The following is a 20,775-nucleotide window of genomic DNA, read 5'->3' on the forward strand; positions in this document are numbered from 1 at the left end:
GGCGAAATATAATACATAGCCAAAATGCAGAACCTGCCATTGTTAGATGTAAAATCGATCATAATTTAAAAGAAATGAACAGTGTTTAGGAGGGCAATTTTATGAGGCAAAAGAGACGGGTATGTAGCTGGCTTTTATGCTTTGCTATGCTTTTGTCAGTGTTCGGGAACTGCTTTACGGCGCAGGCTGCGGATGTCATTCAGAATCCGGGCGAGGCGTGGAATAGCTATTTGGACCGCGTATATCAGGCGCGCAAGGCGGAATTTGATGCGCTGCGCGCTGCAAATGCGGACAATCTGGTGCCGGCAGAGGAGGTCTGGACTCTGAATGCGATGGAAGAGGCAACGGATGCAGACGGCAATGGCTTAGTTGACGTGTATAAGGCGTCACAGCTTCGGTGGGCTTTGGTCAATAAAAAATCGCTGGAGCTGAAAAATGATGTGGACCTTGGCGGACGCAATGGCGTGAACTGGTCGCCCGTTGCAGATCCTGGTAATATCATTATCGAGGGTAATGGGCAGACGATTTATAATATGAACTGCGAAGGCGGTGCATATGTTGGTTTTATCTCTAGCGTAGCTGAAGCCAATAGCGCGTTTAAAATGCAAAATATCCGTTTCCGCTATTGCTACACGAGAGCCACGGGGCAGTATTCAGGTACTGTAATTGGCTGGATGCGTGGCGGTCAGATGAAGCAGGTATCGGTAGAGGATTCTGTACTTTACGGTGCGGCCCATACGGGTGGTATTGTAAGCGGTTGGAGCGGTACAGGAGACGGTAACCTGCAAAGTTTTGTTGTAAAAATGGATCAGTGCCATGTACGGAATATTACAGTATATGGTACAAGCTGTGTCGGGTCCTTTGTAGGGCCGGTTTCCGGCTATAAAATTACAAATAGTTATGGTATTGATAGCTATGATATTTCTACTTCTAGCCATTCAGGCGGATTTGTTTCCTGCCCGGGCTATTGCTGGGTAGAAAACTGTTTTACGAACGTTAAGCTCTATTGTAATTCAGATGGCGGTGTTTTTTCTGGCATTGGTCATTATGTGAATCATTTTGAGAATTGTTTTGCAGCAGGTGTTGTAGAAGGAACTTCATCAGTCGGTGGTTTTTTTGGCCGTGATGAGCAGACAACCGATACTTGTGTTAACTGCTACAGTACTTCCATGGTAGGCATGCAGAGTACGGCAAGTAATATGGGTGGTTTTTATGGTTCTACGTCTGGTACTTTAATTACAAACAGCTACTGTGCCGGAGAGGTTGGTACTACACAGACAAAGCCTGGACAAGCAAGCTCGTCAACGCTTGGCGGATTTGGCGGTGCGGGCGGCAGTGCAGCACAGATTCAGAATTGCTATTATGACAAGCAGACCTCTGGTATGGAAGAATATGTAATTGGCACAACTCAGCAAACTGCATTTACTGGAATCGATGGATATCTGACTGGTCAGATGATTGGCAGTGCTATGCAGGATGAGTTGGGTATGGATAATTGGGTATATCAGGAAGGCATGTATCCTCAGCTGAAAGTGTTTGCAGAGCCTACAGAAGCCTTTGGTAATGAAACCGATCGGGCAATCGCAAGGGCTTATTCTTCAGCGTCTGTTTGTACGGCGTTGCTGCAGCCTTCCAATTTAGGAAAGTCGCAGGAGGAGCTGGAGGCCTTTGGCAATGCCAATTATGATACGGTGCGAAAGATTACGGTTTTATTCCCGCTAACCAATAATGAGATCTCGGGGATTGGCAGTCAAGGCATGTCGATTCGCTGGGATGTACGGCCGGGCTATACCTGTCAGGTACCTGGTGATATGTATGGAAATGAAGTCATTATCATTGATCCAAAGACATATCAGACAACAAACTTTACGCCCGGCGTTGGTTGGGTGGATGTTTCCGTAGATACAGGCATTGTCAATCCGCAGAACGGGGCGAACATTGTTGGCCAGCGCTTTATGCGCCTAGTGCCGACTACCGTTATTTCTATGGGAAATGCCGAATCTGTTTCTGCCGTTCGCTATGTAGATCGCGGAGATGATCGGCAGAAAGAGGCTGATGTTCAGTATGATCATCGGCTGGATGTTGTGTTTGCAGCCGGCGAAGCCAATCAGGTAGACTCAGGTAATATTCGCAATTCTGCCTATCCTAAAGATGATGAAACATTTGGCTATAAAGTAACAGAAGATGCAGCCACGGGTGAAAAAAAGGTAGAGCTGGTTGGTGTTGAATTGCCGTCAGTTGCATCAGGTGGCGTTGGCGGTAAGGTCGTCGTCGTCGTGTTTAAGCAGAATCCGGAAACCGGCGAGTTTGAGGAGATGAATGTTGCTACAGATGAAAATCTGCAGGATCTGCTGCTCAACAGACGGCATGTGGTGCCTGAGGATAGGGGCGTTTATCGTCTTGAGTACCGCTGGTACACGGCCGGCCAAATGAATGGCGGCTATATTACGAATAGTAAAACGCTGACGATACGGGATTCACTGAAGCTTTCTTATGATTGGAATCATGTGGATCATGAGGAGCAGAGTTTGATTTATGAGGATGATTATCCTTATACGATCGGTGCAACAGTTCAGGATGCAAAACATGAAATTCCAGAAGACCCTGCGACGAAGGGGTATACCTTTATGGGATGGAGCACAGATCCAGAAGCAGATCCTGATCATTTTGTGCCCTTTACAGAAGAAACGCAGCTGGAAGATGATACGGTTGTCTATGCCGTTTGGAAGATCAATAGATATCCGGTTTCTATTGTGAAGAATGGGCGCGGTATCATCAGTGGAACGGGCAGCTATCCTTACGGCGACGATGCAAAACTGACCTGGCAGCCGGAAGAGGGCTGGTATATCAACTATATTATGGTAGATGGTATCGTGCGCGATGATTTGCTTGCGGAGAATGAATTTACTTTTGAAGCAGTAGAAGCAGCCCACACGATTTATGTGGAATTCGGACAGGATCAAAATGTTGTAGAATCCGAGTATTATCCTATTATTACAAAGCGTACCGGCGGCGATGCAAGCTGCATGGTGAGTGATTCTGTTTCGGCTAGGCCGGGAGAGGATGCGACAATTACATGGGCGGCCGGTGATGGCTATAAGGTGACAAAGGTCCTCATTGACGGTATGCTGATAGATAATGGTAAGAGCGGAAGCTATACATTTAACGGTATCAGCCGCGGTCATGAAGTGGAGGTTGTTTTCGAAAAGGAGAATACCAGCACGGTGAATGTTGTTAAAGGATATTCTACGATCAACACCTCTAAAACGGGCAGTGGTACTGTGACCGAGAGTGCCAGTGTGGAAAACAGCGGTAGCTATACCGTTCATTGGATACCAGAAGCAGGAAATCATGTGACGAAAATCGTTATTGATGGGGTTGAGATTACGGATGCAGCTGTGCTTAATCAAGGTGAGCACACCTTCTTCCCCGTTGGTGAGGATCATACATTTGAAGTATTTTTTGAACCGGATACAGTAGATCCTGATCATCCGACTCCGCCAGATCCAACAGCCAAAACTTATACGATCGAAACGCAGATTACAGGAGGACCTGGTACAATTACACCCACTACAGTAGTGGAGGTGTCTGCAAGCAGTCCGGAAGCAAATGAGGAAATTGAGTGGACAACGCCGGATCAGCGTTATAAAGTGAAGGATGTCTATGTCGATGGTGTTTCCGTTAAAGACAGCACGGATGAAAATGCTAAAGTCGTTTTTGACGAAATTGACAGCGACCATACGGTTTTAGTTGTTTTAGAGCCGAATTTATTTGAAGTTCAAACCGTAATAGAAGGCGAAGGCAGCATCACGCCAGGAGCGACTCTTTTCTGGGGTGAAGACTATACAGTTAATTATGAAGCAGCGGACGGATGGAAGCTGGAGCAGATTTATATCGATGAGGTAGCACAGATTGAATATCCTGAGCCTGAGGAACCGGAAAATCCGGATGAAGAAAATAAAGAGGCAAGGAATGTTCCGCAGATTATAGGTTTGGCTCTTCATCTTAATCGGTTAGGAAGAGGAACTGCTGCATTTGCACCGGAGGATCAGACAGGAGATGCCGATCAGACGGATGTCGGTCCGGTAGAATTTGCAAAGATTGAGCAAAATCATAAGGTGCATGTTGTCTTTAGTAAGATCGACGCTTCAGGAGAAGAGCCTGATACAGTTAAGCATAATGTGAGTACTTCTTTAAGCGGCGGTATCGGCAGTGTGACGCCTGGCGTTGTTTTAGAGGACGGCAGCCAGTATACCGTTGAATGGAATGTGGCAGAAGGATATGAGGTCGAATCGGTAACCGTTAAGGTTAATGGTATTGCCAGAGATGGCATGGTAGCAGGCAATCAGGTTGTGATTGATGATTTGAGCGATGATGTAGAAGTTAATGTTGTACTGCGCCCTGCTCATACAGTTAATGTTCCGGGAGCTACGCCTCCAAGTGAGGAGGATAATGCGCCTACCTATGATATTCGAACAAGTATTGAAAAAGGTGCAGGAACGATTTCTTCATCAATGAGCGGTGTGGCTCAGGGAAGTGATCAGACAATCTACTGGAATTTTGGCGATGATTCGGCTATTCGCACTATCTATGTGGATGGTGTGGTGCGCGATGATTTACTATCCTCAGGGCAGTATACATTCTCTAATATTACAGAGAACCATGTTATCGAGATTTTCATTAAAGAAGATCCCAATGGGACTGGCGGTGTGGTTGATAAGGAATCGTACCGTGTGATTACTTCTATGAGCGGTCAAGGGGAAATTTCAGATAGTACGACAGTACAAAAAGGTGATTCTGCTACTGTTACCTGGACACCTGCAGAAGGCTGGCAAGTGACAAAGGTGATGATTGACGGAGCAGAAAAGACGGACCTCCTTTCTGAGAATAGCCTTACTTTTAATCAAATCGGTGCAGATCATACTATTCAGGTGGTTTGTGAGAAAGTTCAGGCGCCGGGCGAGGATCCCGTTGAACCCTCTGAGCAGTTTACGATTACAACGGCTATGCAAGGCGAGGGAACGATTTCTTCTTCATGTACAGTAGAGAAAGGACAGGATAAGACCATTCGCTGGAGTGCGAAGGATGGAAGCTTTGTGGCTGCTGTCATTGTGGATGGCATTATGCGCGGTGATTTGCTGCAGGCAAATCAGGTTGCATTTAATTCTATTGATAGCGATCATACGGTTGAAGTGCTATTTAAGGAAAAAACAGAGAAGCCGGATGAGGAGCCCAAACCGGATGAGGTAAAATATGTACAGGTTAAAACATCCTCTAAAGGACAGGGTACCATCAGCGGAACCAAAACAATGGTAGCCGGATCTGGTTATACGGTTTCTTGGAAGGCAGCAGACGGTTGGAAAGTCGCGGGCATTTTGGTTGATGGCATGAATGTGGATAGTCTTGCCACTGCTGAGCAGCTTGTCTTCAATACGGTCAACGAGGATCATACCATTCAGGTTATCTTTGTACCGGCGGATGGAAGCGCACCGGGACCTGCTCATACGATTGAGACCGATATTTCCGGTGGAGAAGGTACGATTACAGCGACTGGTGAAGCACCGGAAGAAGGAGATTATACCGTTACTTGGGAACCGAAAGAAGGGTACGAAGTTGATATGGTGATCATTGACGGTGTAGAGCATCCTGAGCTAGTTGGTGCAGGTTCCTGGACGTTTAAATCTGTAGAAGGTAGTCACAGCATTCGGGTGACGATGCGGCCTGTTCAAAAGACACCGGATGAGGAGCAGGGAGGCACCGGCGTTGGAACGGGTGATGAGCTTCCTGTTGGGACATTTGCAGTCTTGGGTGTTTCTGTACTGGCACTTGTGCTGCTTCTCATTCTCAGGGGAAGGAAAAAGACTCATTTTAATGAATAATCATTAGAATAAAAGAAAAGTGGGCAGGCGAAAAATGCGCTTGCCCATTTTTATGGAGTGGGGTATGATAGGAGAAGGATTTTAAGAAAGTAGGGGGAGACTGTAGTGAATGTTCTAGTTATTGACGGGCAAGGAGGACAGCTTGGCGCGCAGGTGATTAAGGCAATAGCATCAAAAATTCCCGAGATTACGATACAGGCCGTTGGAACCAATGTAATCGCAACCACGGCCATGAAAAGCGGTTCCTTGTTAAAAATCTAAAATGTGATAAAATATCAATATACTCAGAAGGGTAGAACTGGAGCAGAAGCTCATAAACAAAAAGATTTCATATCAAGACGATGCTAAGAAAGCGTTGATTTCTCAGAAGAGAAACCAGCGCTTTTATATTTGTCAATAAATGGAGGAAAGTTATGAAAAATAAAGATCATATTCGGAAAATGATTTTAAGTGCTATGTTTCTGGCTTTGGCTTATGTACTGCCGTTTTTTACTGGTCAGATTCCGCAGATTGGGTCCATGTTATGCCCAATGCATCTGCCGGTATTGCTTTGCGGATTTATCTGTGGCTGGCCATGGGGATTAGCCGTTGGGCTGTTTGCCTCGCTTTTGCGGTCAGTACTTTTGGGAATGCCAAAGCTTTTTCCCACGGCAATTTGTATGGCATTTGAGCTTGCTACATATGGTGCATTGGTTGGATTCTTATATCAGCGCTTTCCTAAGAAAAGAGGATTTATTTATGCAGCGCTTATTGCAGCGATGGCTGCAGGAAGGCTGGTATGGGGCGCTGCTAGATTGGCCTGTGAAGGATTTAATGTAGCAGTGTTTAATGCTTCTGCATTTTGGGCTGATGCTATTACAACAGCGATTCCGGGGATTATTGTACAGATTGTGTTGATTCCTATTTTGGTTATGCTCATTGATCAAAAAAGATTTAGGAGATATCAATGATGAATGAGGCGGAGCTGATAAAAGGACAGTTTGGGGGAATGCTCCGGCAAATAGAGCGATTGCTTCGAAAGGGCAGCACAACGGTTGCGATTGAGGGCGGCAGTGCCAGCGGAAAGACAACATTAGGGCGTTTTCTTGAAGACAGCTATAAGTGTACGGTTTTTCATATGGATGATTTCTTTTTAAGGCCAGAACAGCGGACAAAGCAGCGTCTGGCAGAGCCCGGTGGCAATGTGGACAGAGAGCGTTTTTTGCAGGAAGTTCTTTTGCCGCTTAAGGAAGATAGGCCTATTTGCTATCGGCGGTTTGATTGTAGCACCTTTTCCTTATTGCCTGCGGTATCAATAAAGCCGGAGAAACTGGTGGTGGTAGAAGGAGCCTATAGCATGCATCCAGACTTTACCGGGTATTATGATTTTTCAGTATTTTTGAATATTGAGCCTACTATCCAGAAAAAGCGTATTCAAAAGAGAAATACGCCGAAACAGGCCGAGAGGTTTTTTCAAGAATGGATTCCACTGGAGCAGCACTACTTTGCAGAGATGAAAGTAAAAGAACGATGTGATATGGTGATCGATATAAATTAAGAACGGTCGATGTCTTTATGTTCTATTATACTGTTATCTGCCAATATATCAGGCTTATATTTCATGCTGTCTGCTTCAGTAAGTGTTCTGATTACTTTGCAAGGAACGCCGGCGGCAAAGCTGTTGGCGGGAATATCTCTCGTTACTACGCTGCCGGCACCGATTACACAGTTATCGCCAATTGTAACACCGGGACAAACCGTTACAGAAGCGCCGAACCAGCAATCATTGCCGATATGAACGGGTTTAGCGTAACAAAGATGCTTTTTTTGGCCATCGGCTGTTAATAATGCTCGGCGTTCATTGGCTAACATAGGGTGGATGGGAGTTACGATTGTCACATTTGGACCAAAATTGCAGTTATCACCAATTGTAACCTCGGCATCATCCTGGATGGTTAAGTTGAAATTACCAAAAAAATGTTTACCAATTTTGGTATGTTTCCCATAATGAAACGTGATAGGACCTTGAAGGAAGCTGCCCTCACCAAGCTCACCGATTATTTCGGCGAGAATGGCAGTGCGTTTTTGTGTTTCATCCTCATAAGTATTATTGTAGTCTATATTTAATTTATGTGTTTTTAACTTAATTGCTTTTAAGGCTGGATCAGCAGGGCTAAATAAGATGCCGGCCTTGATTTTTTCTTCTTCTAACATGTTTTTCTCCTATAAAAATATTAAATTCATGGATGCGATACATGTATTATGTACATTTTGATTTGAAAAATCAAGAGGTAATTGATTACTCCCTAGGGCTTATATCATGGCGCTGATATGAATGCTATCTTGTAATATTTGCCACTTTTTTAAAATCAGATCTCTACAGTCTTCTGCCGTTTGCAGTGGCAGGAGATCGTTAGCCGTGATGCAGAGAATCGAAAGAGACTCAGTCAAAAGCCGGTGAATTTCATTTTCAGCATCTTTTGTAATTCCATTTGCACAAAAGAGAATAGCGGTTTTATTGCCCTTCATGCTAGAGATGTGTGCTAGATTTCTGATTTGAGGCAAGTCTACATGTGTTTGCCAATTTTTGCACTCCACTAAAATGTAAGCACCCAGTTTCCAGAGGGCATCCTCTAGAGAAATATTGACTACACTGATATCAATTTCCTGAAAGCCTGCTTGGACGCGCCGGCCAGTAATTTTCCACCCTGAGATATTTTCTAATACATAAGCAGCTACGTCTTCCCATAGAGATCCTTTTTGATGGGTTTGGCTTTCATGGGTCGCATTTTCTATTAATTTATGTAATGCAGAGGGAGAAAAGTTAGTGCTTGTGTCTGTGTGCGGCACAAGAGGCCAAAGATAAGGAAGATATACATACCGTGAATTTATGGTCTGATGTAAATCCTTTGAGATAACCGGTTCGTCTTTTCCCCTTAAAAAAGCGCGAAAGCTTTGGATATGAACCAGTAAGGCATTATGATATTGTTCTTTAGGAAGAACGGGATGGACATTCACTGTTTCACAGATATAATCCTGTAAGAAGGTTAGAAATTTCGGATATACTTTTGAGATACTGAACGAATCCCAAACGTATTCTGAAGTAGCACACAGGTAAAGGAATACCTTATGCCATTCTTCGCAAAGACTATTCGGCTGCAGCCATGTGCCATATGCATAAACAGGATTCATCAGGATTGTTTGCAGGTTTGAAGAGCAAAATCCGCCTAAATCCATTGGATGGATGGTTTCCTTCATGTAAGAAAGTTCTTCGCCGATTGAAACTTGAATGCCGCCTTCAAAAATAAGCTTCCAGCTTCCTGTTTGCGTCTGGGGCAGAAAGGAAACCACTTTTCGGCCAATAAGATCATGTAAAAGGAATGAGTGGGTCATAATTTGTTTTCCATATAGGCAGGGCATCTCCCGGTCCAGCCATAATGAAATTAAGGCATCTGTATCTTTGGGAGAACGGCCGCAGCAGATGCCAACAAATGCAAAATCTTCATTCTCATAAGCAATATGTTTGGGAAAATGGTTAGGTTGCTTACAAAAGAAATGCTGAACACTTTTAAAAAATGCATTGCCCATCTGGTCCAGTTTTGGTGAAAAGTCTTGAATATCTTGGGCAGCTAGGATCTGCTGAAAGTTATTTTTTAACGCATTCTCAACCAGATCGGATACGGTATTTGCCCTTTGTTTTGCCCCGACAATGGCGAATATATGGATTATATCAGGATCATCACCTGCTTCAGCTGCTTTTTTCATTACTTGCTGATAAAAGGCGTCTCCTATATAATGATAGGTGTCAGCTGTATGGAGGCTCGAAAGGGTATCTTCTCGATAGCCAATGAGATAAAGATATAAAAGCCCTGCTGAAGAAATCAAATCATTCACGGATAAATTCACCCCAAACTGGAATTTTTCAATAAAATGATGGGGATACATATTCCAATCATTTAGATCAAACAAAATCGTCATTACCATTAAAATTGAGCTGATACATGCGAAATATGACAGGAAAGTTTTTGGCTGCCATTGCTCTTCATATGAATAGCGATATGCCATACCTAACTGCTGCATAACAGCTTTTATGTAGGTGTATTCATATTATTGTACCTCTTTGGCTTTAAAATTTTGCGTTCTTCTCATATATAATAATGGATAGGGATTTCCCTGTTCATCAAGTTCTGTTCTCTCATAAGTCTCAAAGCCCATATGCTCGTAAAACCCCTTGGCAGCAGGATTCTGTTCATTTACGGCCAGTTTTTCTATTGAGTACTGTTTTATTCCGAGTTCTAATAGCTGCTTTCCGATACCCTTTCCCCTTTCATCGGCAGAAATAAATAACATTTCTAGCATCTGGTCTGCGATTCCCATGAATCCTAGAGGAGTGTCGGTTTCATCCACAGCTATTAGTAAATAGGGAATGTTTCTTAATGCTTGCGGAACATACTGTTTAATTTGGACTATTTCATTTTCTGATAGAAATAGATGTGTTGCCCTAACAGAGCTTTCCCATACATCTAATAGTTTTTGTATCAGTGCAGGATTTCGCTCTTTTATTTCCACTATTTTCATCATATCTGTATCCCTTTAATCAGGCGCATTTTGGTTGTTAAAAGATTCATCAATTCTGTTCTTATGAGGTTACATATTTTTGCATGATATCATTTGGTATTTCGATCTCGTATTCGCAGGTCAAATCTCCATTTAAAACGGAGCAAACTACTTTACCTTCTAATTCTCGGTCCATAAATGCTTCTACAAAATTCATCATATGACCCAGACTGCAATTACATAAGGTAGACGATACAACATTTTCTGATAAGATGGATTCTTTGGCAAGAGGGCAGTGGCAAGCATGGTACCGCTTCATTTTTTCATCGGTAGCTTTTAGATACTCTTTCATGTTATAGGGAAATGCCTTACAGTATAGTTTATTTCCCCGCCTCACAGGAGCTAGCATTTCTGGATTTTCTTTTATAAATGTCAATACTTCATCTGAAATCTCCTGTCCATAAAAATCCTTTTTTTCACGATTCAGTTCAATAAAATGATTCAGTTCATCATTCGAATGCTTATTCAAGAAATCATCTAAATTGCCTACCTCCATAAGCTCTTTATGGGCCCATTTACACTGAGAGGGATGTAATCCATGTCTCACTTTGCATAATATTTTTTTTAAGGTTTTTTCATCTGTCATTTCTTCCAACCGTTTCATAAATAAGTACATATGATGACATTGACATTTATACTCAGAATCTATATCCGGCAATTCAATATTCTTAACAAATTCATCCCCAAAAGCGTTCCCTAATTCTGTACAAATTTCTCTTTTAAAAGTAGAAATTCCAAATTTTTTGTCATAAACGATTTTATTATCTTCCATGTTTTCTCCTAAAACCTAATCTGTAATACTCTAATTATACCACTTTTAATTTTATTCCTATTTTACCATAAGCTCCTGATGAAAGCCAGTTACACTTCATATTAAAGAAAGAGTATCATCCCAACATTTTTCATTTCTCCATCCTTCTAATTTAAAATGACCTCATAGAAAGGATTACTTCCTCTCTACAAGGTCATTCAAACTTACTCTATTCGCTTTTTGGGGCTGTCTAAGATTGCCCTCACAGGATAATCGGGTGTGCCTCGGGATAATATTTATTCCTACTCGGTTGTTTCATTTAAACAGTTCTCTTTTTCAGTCTGCCTGTCATCCATTCCAGCGTTATCCCGACGGCTAGAACCCAGAAGGGCATTACGGAATAACGGTATCTGGGTTGTATTTCGATGAGAAGATAAACGCAAAAAGTAATGCAGAGGATTGCCAGGCAAAGCAGCGCTCCGCCTCTTTTCCTGTTTTCTTTCCGCCACAAAAGTACTGGTGCAGGCAGCGCAAGCAGGTAAACTAGCAGCAACGCCGCCCGCTCAAACCACTGCATATAAGCCCGAAATCCTTCCACAGTCAGCCCTGGAAGCACCTGGGCGTTGTCCGCTAAGTTCCAGGTTGACCAGTTTATAGACTGGGGCTGCGTCCAAAAGCGATTTGCCTTCTCCAGAAAGAAATGCGCCGGAGAAATTTGAGAATTGGCGAAGGCGTTTTGGATTGCATCCAGCGTGGCTTTCTTTCTGGCAGCGCTGGATGCAATGGATAAAATAGCGACGTTTTTTTCCGAATAGCTGCCGTAGCCTTCTACATTACCCAGTCCCAAAACAAATTTCCATTCCAGCGCGTGATTGGCAAGACCGTTGGGGGCAATGCGCAGCCCCATTAGCGCCAGTTCTACCAGCTTTGACGTGGCCCAGTAAGAGCCAAAAACCAACGCAAAGCTTGCGATAAAGCCTAGAAAAGACTCTCTGGTTGGATGCTGCATCCAGCGTAAAAGGCCACAGCATCCAACGGCGGTCAAAATGATAATCAATTCAGGCCGCATCAAATTGCTGACAGCAAAACTTAGACCTGCCAAAAGCAAAAAACGCCAGTTTTTTGCTTGGAGCAGACAGAAAACCCCAAGCAACAGGAAAAACAAAGAAATATGCTGATTGGTCAAAACGGACGCGAGCATGACTGCACCGGGGAAGGCCGCATAGAGAAATGTGACGCAGAAGGAAGCGGCTTCAGAAAGAAAGGTTTTGGCGATGCGGTAAAGCAGGTAATTGGAGCCGACCATAAAAAGCACATTCAAAAGCTCTAAGATAAACATAGAATGAAACAGACGCAAAACCCCGGCTTCATACAAAACAAAAGGAATCTGGTAGGCCCACAGGTAAAAATACCCGGTTGTCGTCTGACTCCAGGAGAAATCCCCAGCCGCCGCTGCTTGGGCAGATTCATAAAGTAGGGCAAAATCGCTGACAGGCTCGGTGGGAATCAGCAGGACATAACAAAGTCTGCTTCCCAGAGATAGCAGCAAAATTATGGCTAAAACAGAAAGAGGCGGTTGTTTTTTACAGCGAAATGCGATCAGGACGCAGCCAAGCAGCAAAAGAAGCAGATAAAGTCCCGCTATACCATAGCCCAATGGCCGCCAGTTTTGCACTCGCTCCGAGAAAAAGTAATAGAGGATTGTTACGGTAACAACGGCGAAAAAACACAGTGTCAGCCGTTCAATCCAAAGCCCCAGAGCATTTTTCTTTTGCGGTGGCTCTAAAAAATGAGTTTCTGGGAAATGCATAGCATACCTCCTGTGCTTACAAAAAGGGAAAAATTTTTATATAAAACTAAAGATTTCTTGCGCCGTCCATTTTATTTGAGGCTGCTCAGAAATGCACGGTCGCTTTTTTCTACGTCGGAGGCTGGTGTTTAACGCCCTATGACAAGTGGTGTCATGGCAAATCTCATTTTCGCTCTCGCCCTTCCTCGTTCTCTCCTTTTTCCTTAGTAGGGTTTTAAAGGGTTTTGAGAGAAAATGGAAAGAGAAGAGGAAGAGCCTCTTTTCCTGCAAGGTCTGATACTTGTTCTATTTAATTTGGAACGAAAACCAAATTTTGATTGTTAGGTGAAATGGGTTCCGTCATTACAAGTGGTATTACTCCCACTCCACTGTTCCCGGCGGCTTAGAAGTGATATCATATACTACGCGGTTTACGTGGTCCACTTCGTTGATAATCCGGTTGGAAATGCGGCCCAAGAGATCATATGGAATCTTAGCCCAATCGGCCGTCATGAAGTCATCAGTCGTGACAGCGCGGATGGCAATGAGCTCATCATAGGTACGGGCATCTCCCATCACGCCGACAGTTTTAACGCCGGGCAGCACAGCAAAGAATTGAGCCAGCTCATCATCATAGTGACTTTTGGCAACCTCATCACGCAGTACAGCATCTGCTTCCTGCAGAATTTTGACGCGCTCTGCCGTGACCTCACCGATCACACGCACACCAAGACCAGGACCGGGGAAGGGCTGGCGCCAAACCAGCTCTCGCGGAATGCCCAGCTTTTCGCCCACGCGCCGGACCTCATCTTTAAAGAGATCCTGAAGGGGCTCTACAATGCCGACAAATTGAATATCAGAGGGCATCGCTACCTGATTGTGATGGGTTTTAATGGTAGCTGCGTCGCCCTTGCCGCTTTCGATGCGGTCAGGGTAAATCGTGCCCTGAGCAAAGAAGCCATTGGAGTAACGAGCGCGGATTTCATCCCAGAAAACCTTATAGAATTCGGTGCCAATAATCTTGCGTTTATCCTCAGGATCCACAACGCCTTTTAGCTTAGAAAGAAATTGTTCCTGGCAGTTAATGCGCACAAAATTCATATCAAATAATCGGGTGAAGGTTTCCTCTACAAAATCGCCTTCATCTTTGCGCATAAGGCCCTGATCAACAAATACACAGGTGAGCTGTTTACCCACAGCCTTGCTCAAAAGGGCGGCGGCCACAGAAGAGTCAACCCCGCCAGAAAGGCCGAGGACAACGCCGCGATCGCCAATTTGTTCGCGCAGGCGCGCAACAGTATCTTCTATAAAGCTGTCCATGATCCAATCACCGCTGCAGCCGCAGATTTCAAATAGGAAATTGTGGAGCACCTGATTGCCGTACTCAGAATGGGTAACTTCTGGGTGGAATTGCACTGAGTAAAGTCCGCGGGAAGCGGCCTCCATAGCAGCACAAGGGCAATTAGCGGTGGAGGCGGATACGGTAAAGCCCTCGGGGGCCTGAGAGATATAATCGGTATGGCTCATCCAGCAGATGCTTTTAGAGGGAATGTCTTTGAATAAGAGACTTTCGGAAGAAACAGTGACCTCAACGTGACCGTATTCTTTGTTAGGAGCCTGAGAAATGGCGCCGTTTAACATATAGGCCATGAGCTGAGCGCCATAGCAGATGCCAAGTACAGGTACGCCCAGATCTAAAATATCAGCTGTATAATGCGGAGAGCTCTCCAAATATACACTGTTGGGGCCGCCTGTGAAAATGATGCCTTTATAGCCGGCCTCCTTGATCTGTGAAAGAGGCGTAGTATAGGGCAGGATTTCGCAATACACATGCTGATCCCGCACGCGTCTGGCAATCAGCTGATTATACTGCCCGCCAAAATCAAGTACTAATACTTTTTCCATGAGACCTCCTTGGTTTATCGGTGGATAATTTCTTCGCGCTTAGGGCCGGTGGATACCATCGTGATCGGCACGCCGAGCTCCTGCTCGATGAACAGTACATAGTCCTGTGCCTCCTTGGGCAGGTCTTCAAAACGGGTGATGCCACGGATATCTTTTTTAAAGCCGGGGAAAACCTTCAGGACCGGCTTGGCCTTCTTAAGCACAGGTGTTACAGGAAAATCTTTAACAATTTTACCATCGATTTCATAGCCAACGCAAACGGGAATTTCATCAAGATATGACAAGCAGTCGATAGCAGTCAGCACAACCTGCGTAGCAGCCTGACATTGTACGCCGTAGCGGCTTGCAACACAGTCGAACCAGCCTACACGGCGGGGACGTCCGGTGGTTGCGCCGAATTCGCCTTTATCCCCGCCGTGAAGCCGCAGTTCTTGCGCTTCGTCGCCGAAGATCTCAGACACGAATTCTCCTGCGCCCACGGCGCTGGAATAGGCTTTGGTAACAGCCACAACATCGGTAATCAGACGCGCCGGCAGTCCTGCGCCCACAGCGCCATAGCCCGCCAGCGGCGAGGAGGACGTGACCATGGGATAGATGCCAAAATCAGGATCCTTCAGCGTACCCAGCTGTCCCTCCAGCAAAATGGTCTTGCCGGCGGCCACGGCTTCGCGCAGATATACGTTGGTGTCGCACACATAAGGCGCGATCATATCTTTATATTCCATCAAAGTCGCAAAAAGTTCATCCGCATCTAGCAGCGGTTTGTGGTAAATATGCTCGAGCTGCAGGTTTTTAAGCTCGCATACGCGCGCAAGCTTCTCCTTCAGCTCTTCGGGATAAAACAGCTCGTTTACCTGAATGCCGATTTTGGCGTATTTATCAGAAAAGAAAGGAGCGATGCCCGATTTGGTAGAGCCAAAAGCGGCAGCGCCCAGCCGTTCCTCTTCATATGTATCCAGAAGAACATGATAGGGCATTACAATTTGAGCACGATCCGACACCAAAATATGCGGATTGATGCCGCGCTGCTTTACGGTTTCCAGCTCGTGAATAAGCTTGGGAATGTCCAGTGCCACGCCATTTCCTAAAATGTTTACGGTATGCGGATAGCAGACGCCGGAGGGCAGCAGATGCAGCGCAAAACGACCATGCTCATTGATAATCGTATGGCCTGCGTTGGCACCGCCCTGAAAACGGATTACAATATCAGACTGGCTGGCGAGCATATCGGTAACCTTGCCCTTACCTTCATCGCCCCAGTTCGCCCCAACAATTGCTCTAATCATAATTCTCCATCCTTTATAAGGTGTATTTTAGCGGCTGTGCCGCCAATTGTTCGCGCCGCCCATAAAACAGATAGCGGCGAGGAAACAGAAAAGGGCTTCCGAAATAGGGGGGAAGCCTTTTAAGCGTATTCCTGATCCATTATAGTATAGGACGAGGGGACTGTCAAGAAAAGTGCGGTGAAAATATCATGGTCTTTATGTTTAAAGAATAATAGATCGAAACAATTAAATGATTTCCTTTTCTGCTTTGTCGAGCACATCAGATAAACCGGCGATAAAAGCATCTTTATCGAGACAGCAGCGAGTTAAGTAAAGCGCGAATGTAATATGACTGCAGCAGCTTTTGCCTGATTCTAATGCTGTATAAGCCCGACCGCTCATATCCAGAATGGCTGCCATTCTCTCTTGCGAGAGTCCTTTGGCAGCTCTTGTCTTTAATAATTCACATCTGACATAGTTTTTGTACGCTTCACGGATGTACTTTCTCATGATAAATTTCTCCTTTGATAAAATTTATCTTAATTGTACAGAGATTATGAGGCGCACGCCATGAAGTGTACTTCGGGAAATGAGGGTATCACATGTGCTTGTCGGCTTCTAAATATAAAATAAGCAGTTGCAGTAGGGAGGATAAAGAGAAATAAGTACGTTATAAGAGTTCTGATGTGATCAATTTAACGCGCAAAACAGCAAATGGGTACGTTATAGTAAATTATTCATTGAGGAAGCAACGTGCGAATTTCGGAAGTTGCACGTTAAAAAGATATTATTTTAAATTTGCAACGTAGTTACATAAAACATCGCTCCGGTCGAAGCACGGTGACCGGAGCGATGCAGCATTCTATCACGGGAAAAGATTACATAGTTTGTTATGTTACTCTTCGGGGATTGGGTGATAGAATACATATAGTGTAGCAAAAAGAAATAGAGAGTACAAAGAAGCGGAGTGCATTTTTGGGAGAATTTAGGAAAAAGTTTTGAAATATAAGGAATTAAAGCAAAGCATGTAAAAATTTGAAGCGTCTGGGTATTGAACTTGAAGTTTAAACGCGGTATAATACTCATACTAAACTTAGGTTTAGTTTCATAAATAATGGGTAATGGCTTTGCAAGAGTGATCACAGAAGATATCATCGAGGGTACATGTATTTTGCGTGATCACATTATTATGCATATGGACTTAGAATAACCGGACAGTAAGCCTTGCCCTAAATAAGGGGAACTGAAAAAAATGTCAAGTAATTTTCATATAGATCATAAGCAAGAAGGCATGAATGATCAGAGGGGCAGTCAGGCCTATCCGCGCAGGCGGATTGAGCATTGGCAGATGATTGCGATTTGGCTAGTCATTTATGATGTGCTGGCCGTTAATATTGCCTATTTTATTGCTTTATGGCTTCGGTTTGACTGTCGATTTTCGGCAATTCCGATATCTTATTTGAAATCCTATCTTTATTTTACGCCGATTTACACGCTTTTTTGTATTATTATATTTAAAGGGCTCAGACTGTACAGAAGTGTTTGGCGTTTTGCCAGTTATAGTGAATTGGTAAGAACGGCCGCTACTTCTGTATTAACATTCCTTTTTCATACAATTGGTATTACAGTATTGTTTGAACGCATGCCGGTTTCCTATTATTGTTTTGGCGCACTGATCCAGTTTGGCCTGATTTTAGGAGTTCGGTTTTCTTATCGTTTTCTTTTGCTAGAGCGCAGTCGCAGAAATAAAAGCCAAGAAGAAGCAAGAGCGAGCCGTGTAATGCTGATTGGAGCTGGCAGCGCTGGACAAATGATTTTGAGGGATATTTTGCATGCAGATGAGTTAAAAGAAATCGTATGCTGCATTATTGACGATAATCCTAATAAATGGAACCGTTTTGTAGACGGCATTCCGATTGTAGGCGGACGGGATGATATTCTTGTTAATGTAGAAAAATATAAGATTGATAAAATATATGTAGCAATTCCTAGTTCCACGGCAGAACAGAAAAGGGATATTTTGAATATCTGCAAGGAAACAGGCTGCGTACTGAAAAATTTGCCGGGGATGTATCAGCTGGTAACTGGCGAAGTAACGGTGGGTGCCATGCGGGATGTGTCGGTGGAAGACTTGTTGGGAAGAGAGCCAATTCGCGTTAATAATGCAGAAATTTTCCAACAGCTGCAAGGAAAGTCGGTTTTAATTACAGGCGGCGGCGGTTCTATTGGGAGTGAATTGTGCCGCCAGATTGCAGCACATGAGCCCAAACAATTGATTATTTTTGATGTATATGAAAATAATGCTTATGAAATTGAACAGGAACTTAAGAGAAAATACCCTAAATTGAATTTAGTTGTGCTGATTGGTTCCGTGCGGGATAGTAGGCGTATCAATGGGGTGTTCGAGACATATCATCCGGATATTGTGTATCATGCGGCGGCTCATAAGCATGTTCCGCTAATGGAGATGAGCCCTTGTGAAGCAATTAAAAATAATGCAATTGGAACCTATAAAACGGCATATGCTGCACTGAGAAACGGGTGCAAACGCTTTGTATTAATCAGTACGGATAAAGCAGTTAATCCAACTAATATCATGGGAGCCAGTAAACGTCTTTGTGAAATGGTGATTCAGTCTTTTGCCCAGGCAGTTAAGAATGGAAGTACGGAAATGCTGCCTGTGCTTTATGCACATCAGGAAGATGAAGACGGCAGTATGAAGGAAATTGCTCAAATAATTCGTAATGGGCAAACAGAATTTGTGGCGGTACGTTTTGGAAATGTGCTGGGGAGTAATGGTTCAGTGATTCCTCTATTTAAAAAACAGATTGCAGCAGGCGGTCCGGTAACAGTGACGCATCCGGATGTGATTCGGTATTTTATGACTATTCCGGAGGCAGTTAGTTTGGTATTGCAAGCCGGTGCATATGCCGCCGGCGGCGAGATTTTTGTGCTCGATATGGGAGCACCGATGAAGATCGATACGCTTGCTAGAAATCTCATCAAGCTTTCCGGCTATAAGCCGGACATTGATATTCCTGTGGTTTATACTGGCCTGCGTCCGGGAGAAAAGCTTTATGAAGAAAAGCTGATGGAAGAAGAAGGGATGCAAACAACGCCGAATCATTTAATTCATATTGGTAGACCGATTCCATTTGATGCAGGGATGTTCTTAGAGCAGATGCAGGAGTTGGTACGTGTAAGCTATAATAACGATGAAGAACAGATTCGAAAGTTAATGCAGGAAGTTGTGCCAACATTTTCAGCGGCAGGAGAAAAGGGAAGTGAGAAGAAAGGTGAAATATATGAAGAGCTGCTGAGAGAAGTTAGGGTAAGTACTACTAATTAAGGAAAAGTAATGTGTTAAAAAACAACAGAACCTAATTGAATATCTATGGTAGGAGAAAATAGCAATGTAGCTGGGGAAAAGAAAGTTTTTATTCTGATATGACTTCTGATGCAACACTCAATCTGGACATTAAATTAGTTAAAGTTTACAATAAAAATTGATGTAATTAAAGATGTTCGCAAGAAACATGGGGTGTTGTTCATTGAAGATGCTGCTGAATTGATGGAAGCTACATATTAAGATCGACAGAGCGTTTTTTTGTAGATTATGCAGTAACTGGTGTGGCTGCCGTAATGGAGGAGAAATGGAAAATAATTACATTCAGTATGAAAAAGAATTAGATGTCAAGCGTGTTGCTGTGGCGTGTTTAAGGAAATGGCGGATGATCCTTATTGCAATGTTAATTGCTGCGCTGCTGATGGGGATCACCGATGTGATTTCACAGCTTACACAGGAATCAGTTCGGGCTGAAGATGGTACGATGGTGAAGATAGTGTTTAGTGTTTCCAGTGTTGTTATGAAGATAATTCTTGGCGGAATACTCGGCGCAGTAGCTGTGTGTGGATGTGTGTTCTGTAAACAGCTTTTTATGTTGTTATTTGGAAAGAATCTTTACAGCATGAAACATGTGTGCGAACAACTCAATATCCCAATTATGGTATCTTTTCATATACCGGTTGGGAGTAAGAATATAAAAAAAGCAACGAAAATTGATAGGCTAATTGATCAGCTGGATGGTGGTGCCCGTGAAATAGATGTAAGTAAAGAGTATGCACTTGCGGCTGCCAAAATCAGTTTGGTAGCCGGAGAGAAAAAACAGATTCTAGTGATTGGAACGGTATCGGAAGCAGAATTGAATGAAGTCGCCGTCAATCTGAATCGGAGCGGTATCGCAAGCGGAATTTCCTTTGTCCCTGTTGCAAAAGTGTTGCAAGATCCTCAATGCATGATAAAGGTTAAAAATCAGGCAATTGTGTTGGTACAATCGGAAGAAGGTAGCATAAAAGGTGATGTCTTTTCACTGTTGGAACTTTTGGCACAGAGCCGAACTATCGTAATAGGAGCAATTCTGTTGTAACGGATGTAATGCGAAAAAGAGATATAATAGTGATATTCTGAAATGTAAAGCGAGCTTTTGATCTGAATGTATGAACTGGATAAGTGAATGCAAGACTCACGATGCATATCAAAAAGGAAGCTGAGAGTATCATTTCGATATATAAAGTTTATGGAGATGTAGT

The 20,775-nt window shown here is 43.8% G+C and carries 14 protein-coding genes; 6 read left to right on the plus strand and 8 right to left on the minus strand.

Going from position 1 to position 20,775, the window contains the following annotated elements; translation table 11 throughout:
* Nucleotides 1–101 precede the first annotated feature (101 nt).
* The 4 genes from HFE64_02265 (at nt 102) to HFE64_02280 (ending at nt 7,416) form a co-directional block, all read left to right on the plus strand.
* Nucleotides 102–5,879: a hypothetical protein gene (locus tag HFE64_02265; protein ID MCI8632293.1), complete on the plus strand. Its 5,778-nt coding sequence runs from the start codon at nt 102–104 to the stop codon at nt 5,877–5,879.
* 105 nt (nt 5,880–5,984) lie between these two features.
* Nucleotides 5,985–6,140, plus strand: a complete 156-nt coding sequence (locus HFE64_02270) for a DUF3842 family protein (GenBank protein MCI8632294.1) — start codon at nt 5,985–5,987, stop codon at nt 6,138–6,140.
* 152 nt (nt 6,141–6,292) lie between these two features.
* Nucleotides 6,293–6,829: an ECF transporter S component gene (locus HFE64_02275; protein MCI8632295.1), complete on the plus strand. Its 537-nt coding sequence runs from the start codon at nt 6,293–6,295 to the stop codon at nt 6,827–6,829.
* Nucleotides 6,826–7,416 (plus strand): uridine kinase, encoded by a 591-nt coding sequence (locus tag HFE64_02280; GenBank protein ID MCI8632296.1) that lies wholly within the window; start codon nt 6,826–6,828, stop codon nt 7,414–7,416. Before HFE64_02275 ends, HFE64_02280 begins: the two co-directional genes overlap by 4 nt.
* On the opposite strand, the gene HFE64_02285 is transcribed toward HFE64_02280, so the two are convergent.
* The 8 genes from HFE64_02285 to HFE64_02320 all read right to left on the minus strand — a co-directional run bounded on the left by HFE64_02285 (nt 7,413) and on the right by HFE64_02320 (nt 16,695).
* The gene (locus tag HFE64_02285) at nt 7,413–8,072 is read right to left on the minus strand and encodes a sugar O-acetyltransferase (protein ID MCI8632297.1); all 660 of its coding nucleotides are present in this window, start codon (nt 8,070–8,072) and stop codon (nt 7,413–7,415) included. The genes HFE64_02280 and HFE64_02285 overlap by 4 nt on opposite strands.
* Before the next feature lie 99 nt (nt 8,073–8,171).
* Nucleotides 8,172–9,836, minus strand: coding sequence for a hypothetical protein (locus HFE64_02290; protein MCI8632298.1), 1,665 nt, complete (start codon nt 9,834–9,836; stop codon nt 8,172–8,174).
* A 129-nt stretch (nt 9,837–9,965) separates the two neighbouring features.
* Nucleotides 9,966–10,436 (minus strand): acetyltransferase, encoded by a 471-nt coding sequence (locus tag HFE64_02295; GenBank protein ID MCI8632299.1) that lies wholly within the window; start codon nt 10,434–10,436, stop codon nt 9,966–9,968.
* A gap of 61 nt (nt 10,437–10,497) precedes the next feature.
* Nucleotides 10,498–11,247 (minus strand): hypothetical protein, encoded by a 750-nt coding sequence (locus HFE64_02300; protein ID MCI8632300.1) that lies wholly within the window; start codon nt 11,245–11,247, stop codon nt 10,498–10,500.
* 298 nt (nt 11,248–11,545) lie between these two features.
* Nucleotides 11,546–13,036: a glycosyltransferase family 39 protein gene (locus HFE64_02305; protein ID MCI8632301.1), complete on the minus strand. Its 1,491-nt coding sequence runs from the start codon at nt 13,034–13,036 to the stop codon at nt 11,546–11,548.
* A 354-nt stretch (nt 13,037–13,390) separates the two neighbouring features.
* Nucleotides 13,391–14,920 (minus strand): glutamine-hydrolyzing GMP synthase, encoded by a 1,530-nt coding sequence (gene guaA / locus HFE64_02310; protein MCI8632302.1) that lies wholly within the window; start codon nt 14,918–14,920, stop codon nt 13,391–13,393.
* Between the two features lie 14 nt (nt 14,921–14,934).
* Nucleotides 14,935–16,206: an adenylosuccinate synthase gene (locus HFE64_02315; protein MCI8632303.1), complete on the minus strand. Its 1,272-nt coding sequence runs from the start codon at nt 16,204–16,206 to the stop codon at nt 14,935–14,937.
* A 225-nt stretch (nt 16,207–16,431) separates the two neighbouring features.
* Complete coding sequence (locus tag HFE64_02320) at nt 16,432–16,695, minus strand: helix-turn-helix transcriptional regulator (GenBank protein MCI8632304.1); 264 nt, start codon at nt 16,693–16,695, stop codon at nt 16,432–16,434.
* Nucleotides 16,696–17,476: 781 nt separating this feature from the next.
* Here HFE64_02320 and HFE64_02325 point away from each other — a divergent pair.
* The gene (locus HFE64_02325) at nt 17,477–19,534 is read left to right on the plus strand and encodes a polysaccharide biosynthesis protein (GenBank protein MCI8632305.1); all 2,058 of its coding nucleotides are present in this window, start codon (nt 17,477–17,479) and stop codon (nt 19,532–19,534) included.
* Nucleotides 19,535–19,838: 304 nt separating this feature from the next.
* Nucleotides 19,839–20,612 (plus strand): hypothetical protein, encoded by a 774-nt coding sequence (locus tag HFE64_02330; GenBank protein MCI8632306.1) that lies wholly within the window; start codon nt 19,839–19,841, stop codon nt 20,610–20,612.
* Nucleotides 20,613–20,775 lie beyond the last annotated feature (163 nt).

Source organism: Lachnospiraceae bacterium, assembly GCA_022794035.1.
In the GTDB taxonomy this organism is placed as follows: Bacteria; Bacillota; Clostridia; order Lachnospirales; family Bianqueaceae; genus CALWPV01.

Bases quoted from the DNA above. Each gene is read 5' to 3' on its own strand.
- HFE64_02265 (MCI8632293.1), top strand. From the start codon at position 102: ATGAGGCAAAAGAGACGGGTATGTAGCTGGCTTTTATGCTTTGCTATG.
- HFE64_02275 (MCI8632295.1), top strand. From the start codon at position 6,293: ATGAAAAATAAAGATCATATTCGGAAAATGATTTTAAGTGCTATGTTT.
- HFE64_02280 (MCI8632296.1), top strand. From the start codon at position 6,826: ATGATGAATGAGGCGGAGCTGATAAAAGGACAGTTTGGGGGAATGCTC.
- HFE64_02285 (MCI8632297.1), bottom strand. From the start codon at position 8,072: ATGTTAGAAGAAGAAAAAATCAAGGCCGGCATCTTATTTAGCCCTGCT.
- HFE64_02290 (MCI8632298.1), bottom strand. From the start codon at position 9,836: ATGACGATTTTGTTTGATCTAAATGATTGGAATATGTATCCCCATCAT.
- HFE64_02295 (MCI8632299.1), bottom strand. From the start codon at position 10,436: ATGAAAATAGTGGAAATAAAAGAGCGAAATCCTGCACTGATACAAAAA.
- HFE64_02300 (MCI8632300.1), bottom strand. From the start codon at position 11,247: ATGGAAGATAATAAAATCGTTTATGACAAAAAATTTGGAATTTCTACT.
- HFE64_02305 (MCI8632301.1), bottom strand. From the start codon at position 13,036: ATGCATTTCCCAGAAACTCATTTTTTAGAGCCACCGCAAAAGAAAAAT.
- guaA (MCI8632302.1), bottom strand. From the start codon at position 14,920: ATGGAAAAAGTATTAGTACTTGATTTTGGCGGGCAGTATAATCAGCTG.
- HFE64_02315 (MCI8632303.1), bottom strand. From the start codon at position 16,206: ATGATTAGAGCAATTGTTGGGGCGAACTGGGGCGATGAAGGTAAGGGC.
- HFE64_02320 (MCI8632304.1), bottom strand. From the start codon at position 16,695: ATGAGAAAGTACATCCGTGAAGCGTACAAAAACTATGTCAGATGTGAA.
- HFE64_02325 (MCI8632305.1), top strand. From the start codon at position 17,477: ATGAATGATCAGAGGGGCAGTCAGGCCTATCCGCGCAGGCGGATTGAG.
- HFE64_02330 (MCI8632306.1), top strand. From the start codon at position 19,839: ATGGAAAATAATTACATTCAGTATGAAAAAGAATTAGATGTCAAGCGT.